Origin of the sequence: Treponema vincentii, assembly GCF_018336815.1 — a bacterium.
GTDB lineage: Bacteria > Spirochaetota > Spirochaetia > Treponematales > Treponemataceae > Treponema.
In genome coordinates this window covers 1,836,447-1,853,070 of the sequence record NZ_CP050497.1, presented here as the reverse complement: position 1 = coordinate 1,853,070, position 16,624 = coordinate 1,836,447, and the positions used below count along the sequence as shown (strand labels likewise).

General features: G+C 45.3%; 12 protein-coding genes, 1 tRNA gene and 1 pseudogene. 5 read left to right on the top strand and 9 right to left on the bottom strand.

Going from position 1 to position 16,624, the window contains the following annotated elements; all coding sequences use genetic code 11:
- Positions 1–39: 39 nt before the first annotated feature.
- From GWP40_RS08245 to rsmG, 3 genes are all read right to left on the bottom strand, one after another.
- Entirely contained in the window at positions 40–1,602 is a 1,563-nt protein-coding gene (locus GWP40_RS08245) for an extracellular solute-binding protein (protein WP_212564943.1), read from the bottom strand.
- 226 nt (positions 1,603–1,828) lie between these two features.
- Positions 1,829–3,133, bottom strand: coding sequence for a dicarboxylate/amino acid:cation symporter (locus tag GWP40_RS08240; RefSeq protein WP_212564942.1), 1,305 nt, complete (start codon positions 3,131–3,133; stop codon positions 1,829–1,831).
- 310 nt (positions 3,134–3,443) lie between these two features.
- Positions 3,444–4,130, bottom strand: coding sequence for a 16S rRNA (guanine(527)-N(7))-methyltransferase RsmG (rsmG, locus tag GWP40_RS08235; protein ID WP_212564941.1), 687 nt, complete (start codon positions 4,128–4,130; stop codon positions 3,444–3,446).
- A gap of 151 nt (positions 4,131–4,281) precedes the next feature.
- Here rsmG and dtd point away from each other — a divergent pair, with 151 nt between their 5' ends.
- Together dtd and pth are read left to right on the top strand one after the other, a co-directional pair.
- Positions 4,282–4,734 carry a D-aminoacyl-tRNA deacylase gene (gene dtd / locus GWP40_RS08230; protein ID WP_212564940.1) on the top strand — a complete coding sequence of 151 codons (453 nt, stop codon included), beginning with the start codon at positions 4,282–4,284 and terminating at the stop codon, positions 4,732–4,734.
- A 16-nt stretch (positions 4,735–4,750) separates the two neighbouring features.
- Positions 4,751–5,366: pseudogene (gene pth, locus GWP40_RS08225) on the top strand (aminoacyl-tRNA hydrolase).
- A 152-nt stretch (positions 5,367–5,518) separates the two neighbouring features.
- Here the strand turns inward: pth and recA are convergent.
- The 3 genes from recA to GWP40_RS08210 form a co-directional block, all read right to left on the bottom strand.
- The gene (gene recA, locus GWP40_RS08220; protein WP_212564939.1) at positions 5,519–6,877 is read right to left on the bottom strand and encodes a recombinase RecA; all 1,359 of its coding nucleotides are present in this window, start codon (positions 6,875–6,877) and stop codon (positions 5,519–5,521) included.
- Between the two features lie 378 nt (positions 6,878–7,255).
- A complete protein-coding gene (locus GWP40_RS08215) occupies positions 7,256–7,921 on the bottom strand; it encodes an ABC transporter ATP-binding protein (RefSeq protein ID WP_212564938.1) in 666 nt (221 codons plus the stop codon).
- 24 nt (positions 7,922–7,945) lie between these two features.
- Positions 7,946–8,332, bottom strand: coding sequence for a DUF4418 family protein (locus tag GWP40_RS08210; RefSeq protein ID WP_212564937.1), 387 nt, complete (start codon positions 8,330–8,332; stop codon positions 7,946–7,948).
- Positions 8,333–8,506: 174 nt separating this feature from the next.
- Here GWP40_RS08210 and GWP40_RS08205 point away from each other — a divergent pair.
- The 3 genes from GWP40_RS08205 (at position 8,507) to tsaD (ending at position 11,143) form a co-directional block, all read left to right on the top strand.
- Positions 8,507–8,580, top strand: a tRNA-Pro gene (locus GWP40_RS08205).
- A 116-nt stretch (positions 8,581–8,696) separates the two neighbouring features.
- Positions 8,697–10,133 carry a divergent polysaccharide deacetylase family protein gene (locus tag GWP40_RS08200; RefSeq protein WP_230974350.1) on the top strand — a complete coding sequence of 479 codons (1,437 nt, stop codon included), beginning with the start codon at positions 8,697–8,699 and terminating at the stop codon, positions 10,131–10,133.
- Positions 10,130–11,143: a tRNA (adenosine(37)-N6)-threonylcarbamoyltransferase complex transferase subunit TsaD gene (gene tsaD / locus GWP40_RS08195; protein WP_212564935.1), complete on the top strand. Its 1,014-nt coding sequence runs from the start codon at positions 10,130–10,132 to the stop codon at positions 11,141–11,143. The genes GWP40_RS08200 and tsaD overlap by 4 nt, the downstream gene beginning before the upstream one ends.
- Positions 11,144–11,162: 19 nt before the next feature.
- Here the strand turns inward: tsaD and GWP40_RS08190 are convergent, their stop codons facing one another.
- The 3 genes from GWP40_RS08190 to GWP40_RS08180 all read right to left on the bottom strand — a co-directional run bounded on the left by GWP40_RS08190 (position 11,163) and on the right by GWP40_RS08180 (position 16,002).
- On the bottom strand, positions 11,163–12,143 hold the full coding sequence (locus tag GWP40_RS08190; RefSeq protein ID WP_212564934.1) for a helix-turn-helix transcriptional regulator: 981 nt from the start codon (positions 12,141–12,143) through the stop codon (positions 11,163–11,165).
- Between the two features lie 87 nt (positions 12,144–12,230).
- On the bottom strand, positions 12,231–12,926 hold the full coding sequence (locus GWP40_RS08185; protein WP_230974349.1) for a uracil-DNA glycosylase family protein: 696 nt from the start codon (positions 12,924–12,926) through the stop codon (positions 12,231–12,233).
- Positions 12,927–13,035: 109 nt separating this feature from the next.
- Positions 13,036–16,002, bottom strand: coding sequence for a leucine-rich repeat protein (locus GWP40_RS08180; RefSeq protein WP_212564933.1), 2,967 nt, complete (start codon positions 16,000–16,002; stop codon positions 13,036–13,038).
- Between the last annotated feature and the right edge of the window lie 622 nt (positions 16,003–16,624).

The window sequence follows — 16,624 nt, the reverse complement described above, 5'->3', positions numbered from 1 at the left end:
ACGCCCGCAAAGCGATGCTTATGCAGGCGCAGTAAGAGGTTATTTCCTTACATGCTCGTTATAGAGTGTAAGGTACTTTTCAATGCCGACATTATTCATTTCGGTAACATAGGCATTCCAATCCTTATCAAGATCTTTTTTCCCGGTGATAAAATCGTTGTTCCATTTTTCAAATGTATCTAAGAGCGGAGTACGCAGGATACCTGCTTCTTCGGCGACAGCATCATCAAACAGCGGAGTAGGGGGAATGGGTTGGATCGCCATATCCATTTTTTCTACTTCTGCATTGATGCGGGCATAATTGTCGTCATACTTGGTCATTTCTCTGCTGTTAATCCATACCAGCTGCGTCGTATCGGCGCCGCATCCGTATTTTAACTGCATCGTCTTGTAAACACCTTCAGGAGCTTCGGTAATTTCTTTTGCATACTTGATTTTACCGTTTTCAACCGTATAGGTTACGCCTTCTACGCCGAGACACCAGAGTTTTGCACCTTCATCGCTGAAGAAAATATCGTCAATTGCACGGACAATTTGTTCAAAGTCAGCGCGCTTTGCGGTCTTTGACGGGAACATGATGCCCCATTGTGTTCTGCTCTTGGGCTGATGGTGAGCGCCTGCAGGACCGGCGAGCGGCGGATACATTTGCAGTTTAAAGCCTTCGATAGCCGATTTTCCGGTAACGCCGCCGATTTGGTCATAGTACGCATACGTGGCAACTGCTTTGCCGGTAGCGAGCTTTTGCGCCCATTTATCGCCGTCGATGGGATCTGCCATTTCAGGATCTAACAAACCCTCTTTGTAGAGCTTTGCAAGGAAGCGTGCATAGGACTTATACATTTCCGTTACGGCGCCTGCAAAATAATTACCCTGCGCATAGTCCCAGCTTAAAACACCGGTACCGGTTGAAGAATTTTTGCTGAGGCTGATTCCGAATGACGGCATTGTCATTCTATATAAAACCCGCGGGCCGGCCAAAATGGTCAGGGGATATGAGTCGGGATTATCTTGTTTGTATTTCTTTAAATAGACATAGAGGTCGTCGAATGTTTTCGGCTGAGATAAGCCATATTTATTCAGTATGTCTTCGCGCAAAATCAATCCGCCATCGTAAAAAGGAACGTCGAATAAAGAAGGAAGATAATAATATTTTCCGTCTTTCAGGCGAACTGCGTCGATGTCTTTTTCCAATCCGAATTTTTTTACCTGTGCATTAAAGTTCGGAGTCCATTCGGCATAGTCGCTGATCGGAATAAGCGCGCCGTTTAATGCCAAGGAACCGTTTTCTCCGTTGGTGTTTTGGTAAAGGATTACATCGGGACCATTGCCGGTATTTAATGCTAACGATACCTTGGTGCTGTAATCGGCAATCGGTATCGGCTCAAAGTGCAATTTTGTGTTTGAGCGCTTTTCCGATTCCTGCACGGTCAGCCAATCGGCTTTGAAGGGAAGCGTCGCATTGTCTGAATAATACAATGAGATTTCAATCGGCTTTTCCGAATTGGTTTGGGATGCGGATGCGTCCGTTTTTTTCGTATCGCACCCGCTCAGCAAGGTAGCGGCAATCAACAGTGCGGCACAGAGCTTAAACATACGTTTCATGATTTCCTCCGAATTGATGAGCATCTTTAAAATTATTTGAGTTTACATCAAACTGCTCTTTAAAAAGGGTAACCTGCTATTACCCATTTGTCAAGTTCTACTATGTTTTTTGTTTTTTCGTGGTAAGTCGTAAAATAAAATTTCCCATAGAATTAAGAGACTGTCCAAACGGTATTGCACAGAAAAACAGACAGGCTTTCTGTTTTTGGACAGCCCCAGTGTTTCCTTAGACCTCTGCCTGATTTGACGTTTGGTATTTTTCTTCCTGCCGTGACACGATGAGTGTACCTACGACATCGCCTGTTACATTGATACAAGTTCTTCCCATATCAAGCAGTGCATCAATTCCGAGAATCATTGCATAAGCAGCCGCTACAGCCGACCCTTCAGTGAGTTTTAAGCCGCAGGAATCAAGCACCATCAGCAGCATAATGGCTCCCGACCCCGGAACACCCGCAGTGCCGACCGCTGCCAACGTTGCCGTAAGTACAACAGTAATCTGCTGGGCAATACTCAGCGGGGAACCGATTGCGTAACCGATAAACATTGCGCAAACACCAAGGTAGATGGCGGTTCCGTTCATATTGATTGTTGCGCCGAGCGGCAGTGTAAACGAAGAAATACTGCGCGGAATCCCCAAATTTTCTTCTGCCACGCGCATGGTAACCGGCAACGTTCCCGATGACGAACGGGTTACAAAAGCGGTAATCATAATTTCGTGAATCTTTTTGAAAAAGGTTATCGGCGAAACTTTCGACGCGGCAAGAATAGCGCCGTACACCGCAATCGTCTGTACGACAAAGCCGAGATAGGCACAGAGTGTTACCATTAAAAGCGGCCCTATCGCCTGCGGTCCTTGTTGGGCAAATACGATCGAAATTAAAACAAATACACCGATCGGTGCGTATTGCATAATTCCGCCGACGATTTTATACATTGCCTCTGCCGCCCCGTTACAACCGTAAAATACCGTATCACCGCTTTTACGGAGCAATTCGTCTTTTGAACCGCGGACAAAAGAAACGGCAAAACCGAACAGCATTGCAAATAATATGATGGGCAGCATATCCCCTTGAGCCAAAGCCTCCATCGGGTTAGTAGGAATCATTTTTAAGAGAATTTGATTCATTGCAGGCGCTTCGCTGATCTTTGCCTTTGCAGCTGCCGAACCGATAACCGAAAAACCGAAGCCGGGACGCAGCAGATTAGCAAACACAAGTCCGACAAATACGGCAAGAGCACTGGTCAGCAAATAATAGATAATGATTTTAACACCGATCCGCCCCAATTTTGCCGGTTCAATACTGGCTGAACCGCAAATAATTGAAAAGAATACGACAGGTACAACTATCATTTTCAGTAATCGAATAAATACATCGCCGAAAAACTTCGTATAGGTAACGTATGGCTGCACCGCATTGGGGAAGAAACCGAGTACAATACCGGTAATTGCGCCGAGTATCAGCGCTCCAAGGATTCGCCTTAACAAGTTGGAATCCAGATACCGTTTTAGTACATTTTTTTTCATCATGAGCCTCCTTTAATTACAACGGGATAGCTCTAAAGATGGAAGCTTCGAGAGCCTCCCGATAGTACGATTCTATTATACCCCCTGTCAGAGCTAAATGCAAATAAATTATTGGTGTCAATAATAGTCGGAACCTCTAAAAACTCGGTTAAATTTGCTTCGCATCCTTCGGAATAGAGCTGTTCAATAACAAACCTGTTCGGAAACTTCCGTTTCTGAACAGGTTACCTTGAAATGCGGTGCGTGAACTCGTAGACCTATTCGAAAACGAAAGTTTCAGAATAGGTCTATAGATCGTATTTTAAGAGGCGTCCTAAAGTTTTTCCTTTGAGATGATAACGAGATTCCGTTCCGCGTCATAAAAGGGTGTTTGTACCGGTATCACCTGATAGTCCGGTTTATGATCTCCCAAGGCTTGCATCTCTTCTTCAATTGCGGCTGCTTTTCCTTTATAGGCGGCTAAGATACCGGTACTGCGGATTCGTTTTTGCAGCGTAGCCAACATGGTTCGGTCAAGTGGGCGAAATGCACGGAACACGGCAATATCGAAATAATCGGCAGGAGCTTTTTCCGCCTCGGATTCCAGCACGGCGGTATTGGTCAGCCCCAGCATGGCTTGTATGTTTTCCAAAACAGCGCATCGTTTGTGCATCCGCTCTATCAGTGTAAATTTAATGCTCGGCGTTTTAAGTAAAAACAGACATGCAAGCGGAATACCCGGCAGCCCTGCTCCTGATCCGATATCCGCAATAGTACAGGTATCTTTGGTTTGATGTGAACCGATCCGCTGCGCCAACACTTCCCATGGCGCAAGGCTGTCGAGGATATGTTTGATAATCAGCTCTTGAGTATTTTGCACCTTTATCAGATTGAATGCGGCATTAAACGTTTCAAGTTCGCGAATGTATCGCGTCAACATATCTTGCAGCTGTCCTTGATTATCTTCAATATGTAATGCAGCTAATCCCGCTTGTAAAAGTTCCGTGTTTTGTGTATCCATTGTAAAGTATGCTCCCGATGCCGATCGAAATAATGCCGATGCGTTATATGCTTAATTTTGTTATTATACTATACTGAAACCTCGAATATTCGCAAGCGCGGAAGGACATAATAAGGACATAATATGGAAGAAATGATAAGGAGCGTGTGCTATGCGGGCGGTAATACAGCGGGTACGGTCGGGAAGTGTGGCTATTGAAGGCTTTGAAACGCAGACCATCGGCAAGGGCTTTGTTATTTTGCTCGGTATCTGTCCTGAAGATACTGAGGACGATATAGATTGGTTGGTTAAGAAAATCGTACAGATGCGGATTTTCGAAGACGATGAGGGGAAGATGAACCGTGCCCTTGCGGATGTGCAGGGAGACATTTTGCTGGTCAGTCAGTTCACCCTGTTTGCCAGTACCAAGAAAGGAAACCGCCCGTCCTTCAATGCAGCGGCGGATCCTTCGATTGCAATCCCGCTCTATGAATGCTGTATCCGCAAACTGAGCGAAGCGCTCGGTAAGCCGATAAAAACCGGACAATTCGGAGCGGATATGCAGGTGGAAATTCACAACGACGGACCGGTTACGATCATAATCGACACGAAGGTAAAAGAATAATTTCAGGTTAAAAAAGATGATTTCGTTAATAGCATTTTTTGGGAAATGTCGGGCGGGAGTATGAACGCACCCGGCATAACGCAGCGTGGATTGCTGCGGATCGTTTATCTATTTGCGGGGGAATTTCGTGGCAGCATAAGTTCCGCGGACTGTACGGGCGTTTTCCGGCAGCAGTGAGCGGGGGGCAGGCTGTCCATGCTTTAAAGCCGGAAACATATATGAATCTATCGGGCGAATCAGTAGGGGAGGCTGCCCAGTTTTTCAAAATTCCTCCGGCAGAAATACTTGTTGTACACGATGAGCTTGAACTGCCGCCTGCCGCCTTGAGCCTCAAGTGGTCGGGAGGACTTGGCGGGCACAACGGGCTTCGCTCAATAAAGGCAGCGCTGGGAACGCCGGACTTTTGGCGGCTCAGGATCGGTATCGGGCGTCCGGGCGGAAAAAAAAGCAGCAGCGCCGAGCATCCCGATATTGCAGGTTATGTGCTCTCTCCCTTTTCTCAAGAAGAATTTACCCTGCTGGATGCAGCGCTGCCTCAGCTGGAACCGCTTTTTACGGCGCTCATCACCGAGCGGCAGGATCCGCAAAAGCTGCTTCCCGCATGGACGAAGGTACTGCCCTCAGGAGGGTAATCGCATCAGACTGTTTTGCTATATTTCCCGCAAAATAAATAGGCTATTCAACCAGAATTTCGCCGCTTTGCGGCTCAAATGGTCTCATAGCCTATTTATTTTGCGATTTTTATTTATCTGTCTGATGCGATTACCCTGTGATATCGGGCAGGTTAAAAGAGTTCGTTGTCGCCGTCAAAAGCGCTGCCCGGCTTTGATTTATGCGCAGCGGATACTGCCGCAGAACTGGCATTCAAGCTTTCAGTTTTGCCGCTCGCGAGAGCGGCCTTTTCGAGCATGGATTTTTTCCCTGCCGGAGCGGTCTGAGCATCGGCTTCTTTATCAGCCTTTGTATCTCCCGGTTTTACGGAAGCGGCCGCTTTTGATGCCCCTGTCTTTGCCGCAGCCGCTTCGCCTGAACCGGACGGTGTTTTGCCTGCAGAGCCGGAATCGGCGGCTTGATCGGTTTTTACAAAACTCGAAACATATTTTTGGTTGGGGAACAGCTGCGCGCGCAAGGTCTTTTCAAGATCGATTGCGATATCGGGGTTATCCTCCAAGAATTTGACGGCATTGTCATGCCCTTGCCCAATCTTATCCTCTTTATATGAATACCATGCGCCTTTTTTATCTATCAATTCGTATTTTACTGCGCAATCCAGCAAGCTGCCGTAGGGAGAAATCCCCTTTCCGAATAGGATTTCCAATTCGACTTTTCGAAACGGCGGCGCGACCTTGTTCTTTACCACTTTGATGCGCACCTTGTTCCCCCATGCCTCATCTTCATCCTTGCCGAGCACTTCGCCCTTGCGGACTTCGATACGTACCGAGGAATAGAATTTGAGCGCATTACCGCCGGTGGTGGTTTCAGGATTTCCGTATGCAATGCCGATTTTCATGCGGATTTGGTTGATAAAGATGAGAATACATTTTGACCGCGAGATAATGGCCGTCAATTTTCGCAGCGCTTGGCTCATCAAACGCGCCTGTAAGCCCATGTGCGAATCGCCCATTTCGCCATCGATTTCCGCTTGCGGCGTAAGGGCGGCTACCGAGTCTACGACGATAACGTCTACTGCGCCCGATCTAACGAGGTTTTCGGTGATTTCTAAGGCCTGCTCCCCCGCATCGGGCTGGGCAACCCATAGCTCATCGATATTAACACCGAGTTTTTGTGCATACTGGGGGTCAAGGGCATGTTCGGCATCCACAAACGCCGCAATGCCGCCCCGTTTTTGCGCTTCGGCAACAACATGGAGCGCAAGCGTGGTTTTTCCCGATGACTCCGGCCCGAATATTTCGATAATTCTGCCGCGCGGATAACCGCCGATACCGAGCGCCTCATCAAGCAAGATACTACCCGACGGGATTACTTCGATGCCGCTTGTCTCGGTCTTTGCCCCGAGCTTCATGATCGAGCCTTGCCCGAATTGTTTTTCAATTTGCAGGCGCGCAGCCTCCAACGCTTTGAGTTTTTCATCGGCATCGGTAATATTGGTTACCTGATTTATTTCCGATTTTGTTTTTGCCATTTATGGCCTCCATAGTTATAGTGCGCCCGGCCGGTGCCGTCAGAACATTACTAATGACGTTCTGCAAAAGTCTCTTTACTTCCGAACTTCCGACACGTTTTGCCCCGCTGCAGTGCTTCTTATCTTTGTTATATATCGTCATTGCGATTTTGGCTTAAAAAAATTGCTGAAAATCACTTTTTTTAGAAATTTTTACAAAGAATCGAGTTTTTTCCTGACCGATATGTTTTTAATCGGAAGGACATCTGACAATACTGCTGTAATCATTTATAAAAACACTTATTATCAGCTTTGCTGATAAGGCGTCTATGTATACAGACTATCATTTAGTCTTAATTTATAGCATAAGACACATAAGAAAGCAATATTATGGAAAATCTATGCTTCTGAAAGGGTACCGGCGTCCATCCGGTAAGTTGTACAATTCGGATCCAAGATATTGGAATCATGCGTTACGATAAGAACGGCAGTTCCGAGCTTGTTTACATCTTTTACCGCCTGCATGACACCGGCAGCCGTTTCCGCATCGAGGTTTGCCGTCGGTTCGTCAGCGATGAGCAGCTTGGGAGCATTCATCAAGGCGCGCGCGATAAGCATCCGCTTTGATTCTCCGCCTGAAAGATTTTTCGGCATTTCATCTTTGAGGTGCGCTATCCCCATCACTTCCAATAAGCTCAGCGCCCGCCCTTCGGTATCGCCGTCCCGTTCAAATAAAAAAAACGGTACGCGCACATTATCCAGCACCGAAAGATTCGGCAAAGCGCCGAGAGATTGGGGAACAAACCCTATCGACTCATTACGGTAATAGCTTTTTTCGGTATCGCTCATCATCGTAATGTCTTTATCTTCAAATAAAATCGTACCGGAAGTCGGCTCTAAAATGCCCGAAATGAGGTTCAATAACGTCGTTTTTCCCGAACCGGAGCGGCCGACAATAAAGACAAAATCGGAAGAATCGATAGTGAAATCGGTCTCCTTAACGGCAAAAAAATCGGAACCGCTTCTGGTAAACGTTCTGGAAAGTTGTTTTGTTTGCAATAACATACCGTAATAATCCAATGGCAAAATTTATCGTTTTCTGTTAACGAACAGATATCCGACATTAATGGCTATCAGCACGATTGCCAACAGTAAAATGACGGGTTTGGTATAAACGTTACAAGGCATGGCTACATTCTTGCAGGTACCGATAACAACCGTTTGCAATAATATCAGACAAACACCGAGCCCGATATTGGAAAATGCGATACCGATGCGGGAACTCTTGAACAGTAAGAACACAACGCCCAATGCGGCAATTAAACCGCCGAGCATTCGGACAGCTTCTCCCATCCAATGGCACTTCATAAAACCGCCGTCAGCTTTAGGGAAACAGACATGAGCAAATCCGAAGGGAGCAAACAAGACGAGTAACCCGATAATAATGATTAACATTCCTACAACATGTTTTTTCATAATATAACCTCACAGACATATTAGTAAACCTGTTCGACAACGAAGTTATCGAATGTGTCTAGTATATACGGAATACGGTAAAAGTCAATCGATGGTTACATACCAACACGGCACAAGACATATTGACATAATGAAACTTTATCGATAATATCTGTCTTTGTTATTGAAACAAAACGGGCAATAGCGCAGTTGGTTAGCGTACAAGTCTGGGGGACTTGGGGTCGCCGGTTCAAATCCGGCTTGCCCGATTATTTTTTATTTCATTTCTGTCCATCTCATACCTTTCCATAATAAAAGGGAGCGATACGTTTCTCTGCACAAATACCGCTTGACATTAACCCCCGCTGTTTTTATGCTTTCGCCTATGCCCGAGAAAGAGGATAAAGGAAAAACAAGCAAAAAAACATCGCCGAAAAAAACCGCGGCGAAGGGGCAGTCAAAAACCAAGAGCCGCAGCAGTACAACAGCAAAGAAAAAATCACGTAGTTCTACTGCCCGAAAAAAGCGTTCGATAGGAAATATTATTGCCGCGTTGGTGATATTGTGCGTTCTGCTTTTGGGTTTTAATCTTGTTTTAGTGTTAAAATTAGTGCCTAATCTTAAAAATTCATTAAAACAGGATACCGGCACGGCGCAAACTCAAGTACAACAGGATACACCCTCAACCGAACAAAAACGGAATGAATCGCTTACGGCAGCACAAGAACCTTCACCGCCGGTTACCGTGCCGCAGGTTGCCGCACAAACACAGCCGCATACCGATTCCGCGGTGCAGCAAAAACGGCAAAACACACCGGCAGCGCAGCAAAAAACGGCGTCATCACAGGAGAAAGCGCCGGCTGCCAAAAAAACAACACCGGCTGCACAACCGGCACCGCATTCGCCTGCTGCTGCATCTGCGCCAGCATCCCATACCTCTTCTGCCGCACAGAAAGATACTGCGAAGAAAGAAAAACCGGCAGTCCATGCGGCTCCGCAAAAGAATACCGTACCGGAGAAATCCGTTGCACCTGATAAAAAAAATACTGCATCGAAAAAAAACAGCGTACCGGAAAAACCTGCCGTACCCGATAAGAAAAAAACCGTGCAAACAATGCAACCGGTGCAGCCTGCTGCAAAACCGGAAAAGCCGCGCAAGCGTGCTCCTTATGCAGGGAACCTCACCTTTGTATTTGACGATGCGGGGCACAATCTCGACCAGCTTGAATACTTTTTGCGGCTGCCATTCCCCTGTACTATTGCAGTTTTACCCGGATTGCGGTACTCTAGCGAGTCGGCGCGGCGGATACGCAAAGCCGGCAAACAGGTTATTCTGCACCAGCCGATGCAATCGGTCGATCTGCATATTAATCCGGGACCGGGCGCCGTTACGCCGGGACTTTCTGCGGAGCAAATCAAAAACATCGTCAGAAAAAATCTCGAAGAGATTTGGCCGGTAGCCGGGATGAATAATCACGAAGGCTCGCTGATGACGGCGGATGAGGCAGCGATGAGCGCGGTCTTGGATGTCGTAGCGGAAAAGCATATATTCTTTTTGGATTCGCGGACAACCGCTCGGTCAGTCGTTGCGAAGGTTGCAAAGGAGAAAAACATGGCTGTCTGGGAACGGGCAATTTTTATTGATAACGATAAAAGCCGAGCTGCAATGGAAACGCAAATTAAAAAAGGGTTGAGCATTGCGAGACAGAAAGGTTCTGCCATCATGATCGGCCATGTCTTTACGGTTGAGCTTGCAGAGCTTTTAACCGAAATGTATCCTGCACTTATCGAAGACGGATTTTCACTAGGAATAATAGAATGAAGATACTTGGAATAGAAAGCTCCTGCGATGAAACGGCAGCCGCCGTCGTGGAGGACGGACATAAAATCATCAGCTCTGTGGTGGCGACTCAAATACCATTTCACGAAGCGTATAAGGGTGTGGTGCCTGAGATTGCGAGCAGGAAGCACACCGAATGGATATTACCGGTTGTTAAAACCGCTTTGCAGGAAGCGGGTGAAACTTTGCAATCGATAGACGGTATCGCCGTAACCAATAGGCCGGGGCTGATGGGGTCGCTGTTGGTAGGGCTTACCTTTGCGAAAACCCTCGCATGGGCATGTAATAAACCTTTTATTGCTGTAAACCACATGCTCGGGCATCTGTACGCAGCGCATCTTGAGCAGGACATTCCCTATCCCTACCTTGGTCTTTTAGTGTCGGGCGGACATTCGCTTATCTGTAAAGTATACGATTTTGATTCAATCGAAGTGCTTGGTAGTACGATCGACGATGCACCGGGCGAAGCATTCGATAAGGTTGCAAAGTTCTACGATTTCGGTTATCCGGGCGGCGTAATTATCGACCGGCTGGCAAAAAACGGCGACCCAAGGGCTGCGAACTTCCCGATGCCGGTACTGCACGAATCCGGCCGCCGGTATGACGTGTCCTATTCGGGCTTAAAAACCGCGGTCATCAATCAAATCGATCAATTCTGGAATCCCGGATATGAAAAAACGCCCGAAAATATCGCGGCGGCCTTTCAAGCGAGGGCCGTCAAGATATTACTGCGCTCCCTGCTGCGTGCGGTTGAAGACACGGGACTGCATACGATTGTCGCAGGCGGCGGAGTCGCTGCGAATTCGCTGCTCCGCGAAAAACTCGCCGAACAAAAAGGCCTGACGTGTATTTTCCCACCGCTCAAGCTCTGTACGGATAACGCCGCGATGATTGCCGGCGTAGGCTACCGTTATCTGCAACGCGGAGACAGAAGCGCTCTCGATTGTCCTGCAAGCGCACGGGTCGAAGGTTTTAAGCGCCGGAAAATATAATCAGCGCATTTCCGCACGTTCATTGCATCCGTCGCACCATAGCCTGTATTTCCGCTTCCCAGTCTTGCACAAACTCCTCCGGTTCAAGCGGCTGTGCGTTTGAGCCGTGAGATAAGACCCATTTCAATATCCGGTAGCCTTGCGCCGCGGAAAAGACTATTTCGGTTTTCCCTTCTTCATCATATTCGGTAATTTTTTGGTCGTCCGCCCATACGGAATCTTTTATTGCGAGACGCGATTCACCGTAGAATGCAATACGGTAGGTAACGGTTTCCGGTTCCATAAATGAGCCGAATCTTCCGCCGCCGCAGTGGGAGATAAAGTCGTAATTTTCGGGCAGTGTAAAAAGCTCATCGGTAATGCAAAGGTTTTCAATACGCGGAATATAAAAAAGCCGTTCCGCTTGGCGTTCCTCTGCATAGCCGAATAGAAAATATCGTCCGTCATCAAAAAGGAGCTGATACGGACGGATACGCCGGTGTACCTTCCCGCTATCCAACACGCCGCGGTAATCAAATTCGATCGTGCGGTTTTGAATCATCGCTTGGTAGAGTGCAGTAAATACCGCTTCATCGATAATGGCATAGGGCATCGGCGGAACGGCGATACGGTCAATAAACGCTCCCGTTCCTTGCCTTTGCGGAAACGTAATAACATCAATTGCGGCAACGAGTTCTTTGTAGATCGGCGTTCCCTGATATTGCTGCAGCAGCGTTTTTGCAGCAACGAGCGCCGTTACATCTTTTTGCGAAATATTTTGGATCGGCATTTCATATTTTTCGCTGTAATAAAATCCTTTCTTTTGCGCATTATATTCGATGGGTGCATTAAACCGATCCCGCAAAAACGTTATATCGCGGCTTATTGTCGGAACACTGCACTCCAGTTCTTTTGCAAGTTCGGATGTCTTAGGGAAACATCCTACTTTTATCCGGTTATGAATATACGTGAGACGTTCCAACATTTGATGGGTAATTGCACGGTTTCGATCCTGTTTCATAGTGGTATTATAGTAGGAAAGGGGAGATTTTGGAATCTGCAAAAAACGTAAAATGTTTTTGCAGATTCCGGTGTCTTATGGTTATTTTTATAACTTCAATTCACTCAAATATCGGGAGACATCAAAATATTTTTTTAAGAATTTATGCCATTCGAGAGGATAGTAACCGCCCATCGTTCCGCTGGTATGACGGAGGAAAATGATGTCGATAGGATGCCCGTCAAGCTCTATACGGCAATAGCGAGGATAGGCATTGTTGATTTTATCATCTCCCCATTTTTCTTTTTTAATAGTAAGCCCCTCGTATTCCAAATTGGTTAATACATCAAAGGCTTTTACACCCAATGAAACAACCGTATTCGGTTTGAGTATTTTTATCGTTTCTAAAATGATATGCCATCCGGCTTCAAAATCGGAATCGTCGGGGCGTTCTTTGCTTGCGGTGAGGAGCCGCTGAATAATGACTTGGTAGACAAAACTGTCAGAAATTGCCGTCATTTCTTCTTTGCTCAGCTCTTCATCATAATCTCTATTCAATACTGTTTTTTCAAAATTGCGGATAACGTTTGTTCCTTCCTCGCCGTTTTGATGCATACCGATAAAGCTGCGGGTAAAATCGATGCCGTACTCATCAGGACTGTCGCCTGCGCAAAGGTAATGGCTTTCTCCCAATACCATCAGCTTTGTCTGACTTGCGGAATAGTTCTTTCCTATCCACGGTAACCAATGAAGATTGTTAATCCGTAAAAGTTGTTCATCGATCTTTTTTGCCATTTTGTTCATTTTCTCCCTCCTCCCGCCTTTTGCGGATTGATATATGATAATAAAAGGCTGTAACCACCTTGCTGCTGCTTCCGATAGGGAATCCCTTAAAAAGGAAGCGGCGGGCGTTTTAGTTTCTAGTCCAGCGATAATTAACATACATGGATTTTAAATACTTCGCAGCTGTTGAATGATTTTGCAGATTCGTTGGTTCTATGTTCATTTGAAAGCTACCATCCCTCACTTTCCAACCCATCGTATTCTCGAACTTCGCGCTTGTTAGGCTGGAACAGAGTACAAAAGCATACTTACTAATTTCGGTAATATTGTCACCGATGGTCAGACTTGTTAAGCTCGTACAGTTCTCAAAAGAACTGTTGCCAATAGAGACAACGCTATTGCCTATAGTAACATTTGCTAAACTGTCACAGCCGGAAAACGCCCAGTCATCAATTTTGGTAACATTGTCACCGATAATAACATCTTTAAGACTTGTACGGAGAAAACCAAGAGCTGGGATAGGATTGCAATTGATGCTTAGTTTCTCAATCTTGTTACAGCCGTCAAAAGGAGCTTTTTTATAGGGATAATCATCTTCTAATAGAATAGTGGTAAGCCCTTTGCCGATAGTCAGACTGGTAATACTTGAACAATTCTTAAAAGCGGATTTGCCGATTTCCGTAACACTATCAGGTATGATAACATCCGTTAAGCTGGTGCAGCCCGAAAATGCGTTATCGCTGATTGTAGTAATGTTATTGCCAATAGTAACGTTTGTTAAATCGGTACAGTTGGAAAAAGCATCTTTACTTATTGTATTGACATTATCACCGATAATAACCTCTTTAAGACTTTTGATGTTAAGACGCGGGAGAATCTTACAGTTGATATTCAGGTGTTCAATCTTATTACAACCGTCAAAAGGAGTGTGATAGAGATAATAATTAGTAGTAAGCCCTTTGCCGATAGTCAAACTGGTAATATTTGAACAGTTTTTAAAAGCACTATCTCCTAGATCGGTAACACTATCAGGTATGATAACATCCGTTAAGCCGGTGCAGCCTTGAAACGCTCTACTTCCTATTTCTGTAACGCTATCCGGTATAGTAATACTTGTTAAGCCGGTACAGTTTGAAAAAGTATTATCATTGATTTTTGTAACACCGGAGCCGATCGTAATACCGATTAAGCCGGTGCAGCCTTTAAACGCCTCGCTTCCTATTTTTGTAACAGTATCCGGTATACTAATACTTGTTAAGCCGGTACAGCTAGCAAAAGTCGCATATCCTATTTCAGTTACATTGTCCGGTATGGTAATGGTCGCTAATCCGGTGCAGCCGGAAAAAGTTCTTTGTCCGATTTCCGTAACGCTATCTGGTATGGTAACACTTGTTAAGCCGGTACAGCCGGAAAATGCATTATTACTGATTGTCGTAACGTTATTTCCGATGTTAACAGTTGCTAATTTAGTACAGCTGGCAAAAGCACTCGCGCCGATTTCCGTAACGCTATCGGGAATGATAACATCCGTTAAGCCGGTACAGCCGGAAAATGCATTATCACTGATCGTTGTAACATTATTTCCGATAGTGATGTTTGTTAAGCTGGTATAATTGGAAAAAGAATATCCATTTATTATAGCAGCATTATCACCGATAATAACCTCTTTAAGACTTTTGATGTTAAGACGTGGGACAGTCTTACAGTTGATATTCAGTTTCTCAATCTTATTACAGCCGTCAAAAGGAAATTCATTAGAATAATAATCTTCATCGTGAATAGTAGTAAGCCCTTTGCCGATAGTCAGACCGGTAATATTTGAGCAATCTTTAAAAGCAGCCTTACCAATTTCCGTAACGCTATCAGGAATGATAACATCCGTTAAGCCGGTACAGCCTTGAAACGCCTTGTTTCCTATTTTTGTAACACTGTTCGGTATGGTAACGTTTGTTAAATCGGTACAACTGTAAAATGCTTGCTCTCCGATTTCGTTCACATTATCGTCGAGCGTAAGCTCTTTAAGAGATGTCATACCGAGATACGGTACCGTTTTACAATTAATGTTGAGTGTCTCAATCTTATTGCAACGGGAAAAAGCGGACATGTCTATTTTGGTAACGCCTTTTCCGATCGTAACACTTGTTAAGCTTTTACAGCCAGAAAAAGCGAAGTTTCCTATTTTAGTAACGCTATCCGGTACCGTAATACTCGTTAAATTATGACAGCCGGAAAAAGCGCTTTCATCAATTTCAGTAACATTATTTCCGATTGTAACGCCTGTTAAGCCGGTGCACAGATAAAAAGCATTGTAACCGATTGAGGTAACGCTATCAGGTATAATCACGCTTGTTAAATCGGTACAGTCGGCAAACGCTTCACTGCCGATTGCGGTAACCGTATTCGGAAGCGCTAGACTTCCCTTTAGTCTGTATTTGTTGGTTACACCGGTCAGTCTGCCGGTTGAATCGATTTTCAAAAGCGATGCATCGGCTTTCCCTTCTTCTATCATCGTAACGCTTACGATTACATCTTCGGTTACGGAAAGATGTACCTCATTGTTCTCAACATCGTATCCTATCTTATCTTGCCATATACCCGCCCCCGTCCATTTGTTCACCTTCCAACCGGGTTCCGGTGTTACAGTAAAAGTAAGACGAGTATGCTGTGGAATCATTCCGTCTTCAGATAAGGCAGGTTTCACCGTTACCGTACCGTGTTCGGGTTGAACAAGCGTAACCTTGTACTTCTGCTTTTCCGAACTGTAGCCTATCCTTTTAAATGTGACGGATACGGTCGTGTCTGCCATTACCGTAAGCGTCGCTGTCGTATTATCGGGATAGTTACGGTTTGCTCCCGTCCATGTATCAACTTCATACCCCTCGTCAGGTTGCGCGGTAAAAGAAAGCCACGTATGCGCTTCAACCATGCCGTCCTCAGGGAGTGCGGGATTTACTGTTACCGAACCGTGCTTGCCGGAGTTGAGCGTTACCTTGTACTTTTGGGTTTGCGGTTGTACGTGGGCAGGACAGCCGATCATTATTACGGCGCCGGTAAATAATACAAGCGCACTAAGAAGTAAAATATATCTGTGTTTCATAATACAACTCCTTTTATACATAGTATGAGGTCAGCCTGTTTTGATGTCGTCGAAAACAGGCTGACCTCATGTCAATCATAGAGCTTCAATTCACTTAAATAGTGGGAGACAGCATCACACTATTTTTTTAGATGACTTATCTTATATCTTAAAGCACTCAATTTCTCTCTATAACGCGGGATGGTGTTTCTTATACGGGCTCTTGCTACAGTTACCACTTGTCAAACTTGATAATGAAGAATATTTCGCTCCACAAAACTTACAGGTATACTGACTTTTTTCAGCCCCTTCATACAGCTCGTGGTATTTTCCTTCCGGATTACGAGAACAATGACCGGAAGTTAAACTTGAAACGCTTGAATAGTTTGTACCACACCATTTGCAATAAAATTTCTGTGCCATAATAATCTCCTTTTGGCATTTATTTTTCGAATTGAATACGTGTAACCTATTTGTTGTTCCTGTACAAACAGCATTTGCTGAATTTACATGAGCCGTCATTTTGTTAACATCGTTTCAATTCAATCAAATTTCTTCCATAATACCCCCCCCCCCCCCCCCTCAAAAGTCAAGCATGAAAATATTTTTTTTAAACTTTCTTTAAAATGCAACAGTCGAACAA

Excerpts from the sequence above, each read along its gene's own strand:
- GWP40_RS08200 (WP_230974350.1), top strand. The coding sequence starts at position 8,697 with ATGCCCGAGAAAGAGGATAAAGGAAAAACAAGCAAAAAAACATCGCCG.
- GWP40_RS08185 (WP_230974349.1), bottom strand. The coding sequence starts at position 12,926 with ATGAACAAAATGGCAAAAAAGATCGATGAACAACTTTTACGGATTAAC.
- GWP40_RS08180 (WP_212564933.1), bottom strand. The coding sequence starts at position 16,002 with ATGAAACACAGATATATTTTACTTCTTAGTGCGCTTGTATTATTTACC.
- GWP40_RS08215 (WP_212564938.1), bottom strand. The coding sequence starts at position 7,921 with ATGTTATTGCAAACAAAACAACTTTCCAGAACGTTTACCAGAAGCGGT.
- GWP40_RS08245 (WP_212564943.1), bottom strand. The coding sequence starts at position 1,602 with ATGAAACGTATGTTTAAGCTCTGTGCCGCACTGTTGATTGCCGCTACC.
- tsaD (WP_212564935.1), top strand. The coding sequence starts at position 10,130 with ATGAAGATACTTGGAATAGAAAGCTCCTGCGATGAAACGGCAGCCGCC.
- recA (WP_212564939.1), bottom strand. The coding sequence starts at position 6,877 with ATGGCAAAAACAAAATCGGAAATAAATCAGGTAACCAATATTACCGAT.
- GWP40_RS08240 (WP_212564942.1), bottom strand. The coding sequence starts at position 3,133 with ATGATGAAAAAAAATGTACTAAAACGGTATCTGGATTCCAACTTGTTA.
- GWP40_RS08190 (WP_212564934.1), bottom strand. The coding sequence starts at position 12,143 with ATGAAACAGGATCGAAACCGTGCAATTACCCATCAAATGTTGGAACGT.
- dtd (WP_212564940.1), top strand. The coding sequence starts at position 4,282 with ATGCGGGCGGTAATACAGCGGGTACGGTCGGGAAGTGTGGCTATTGAA.
- GWP40_RS08210 (WP_212564937.1), bottom strand. The coding sequence starts at position 8,332 with ATGAAAAAACATGTTGTAGGAATGTTAATCATTATTATCGGGTTACTC.
- rsmG (WP_212564941.1), bottom strand. The coding sequence starts at position 4,130 with ATGGATACACAAAACACGGAACTTTTACAAGCGGGATTAGCTGCATTA.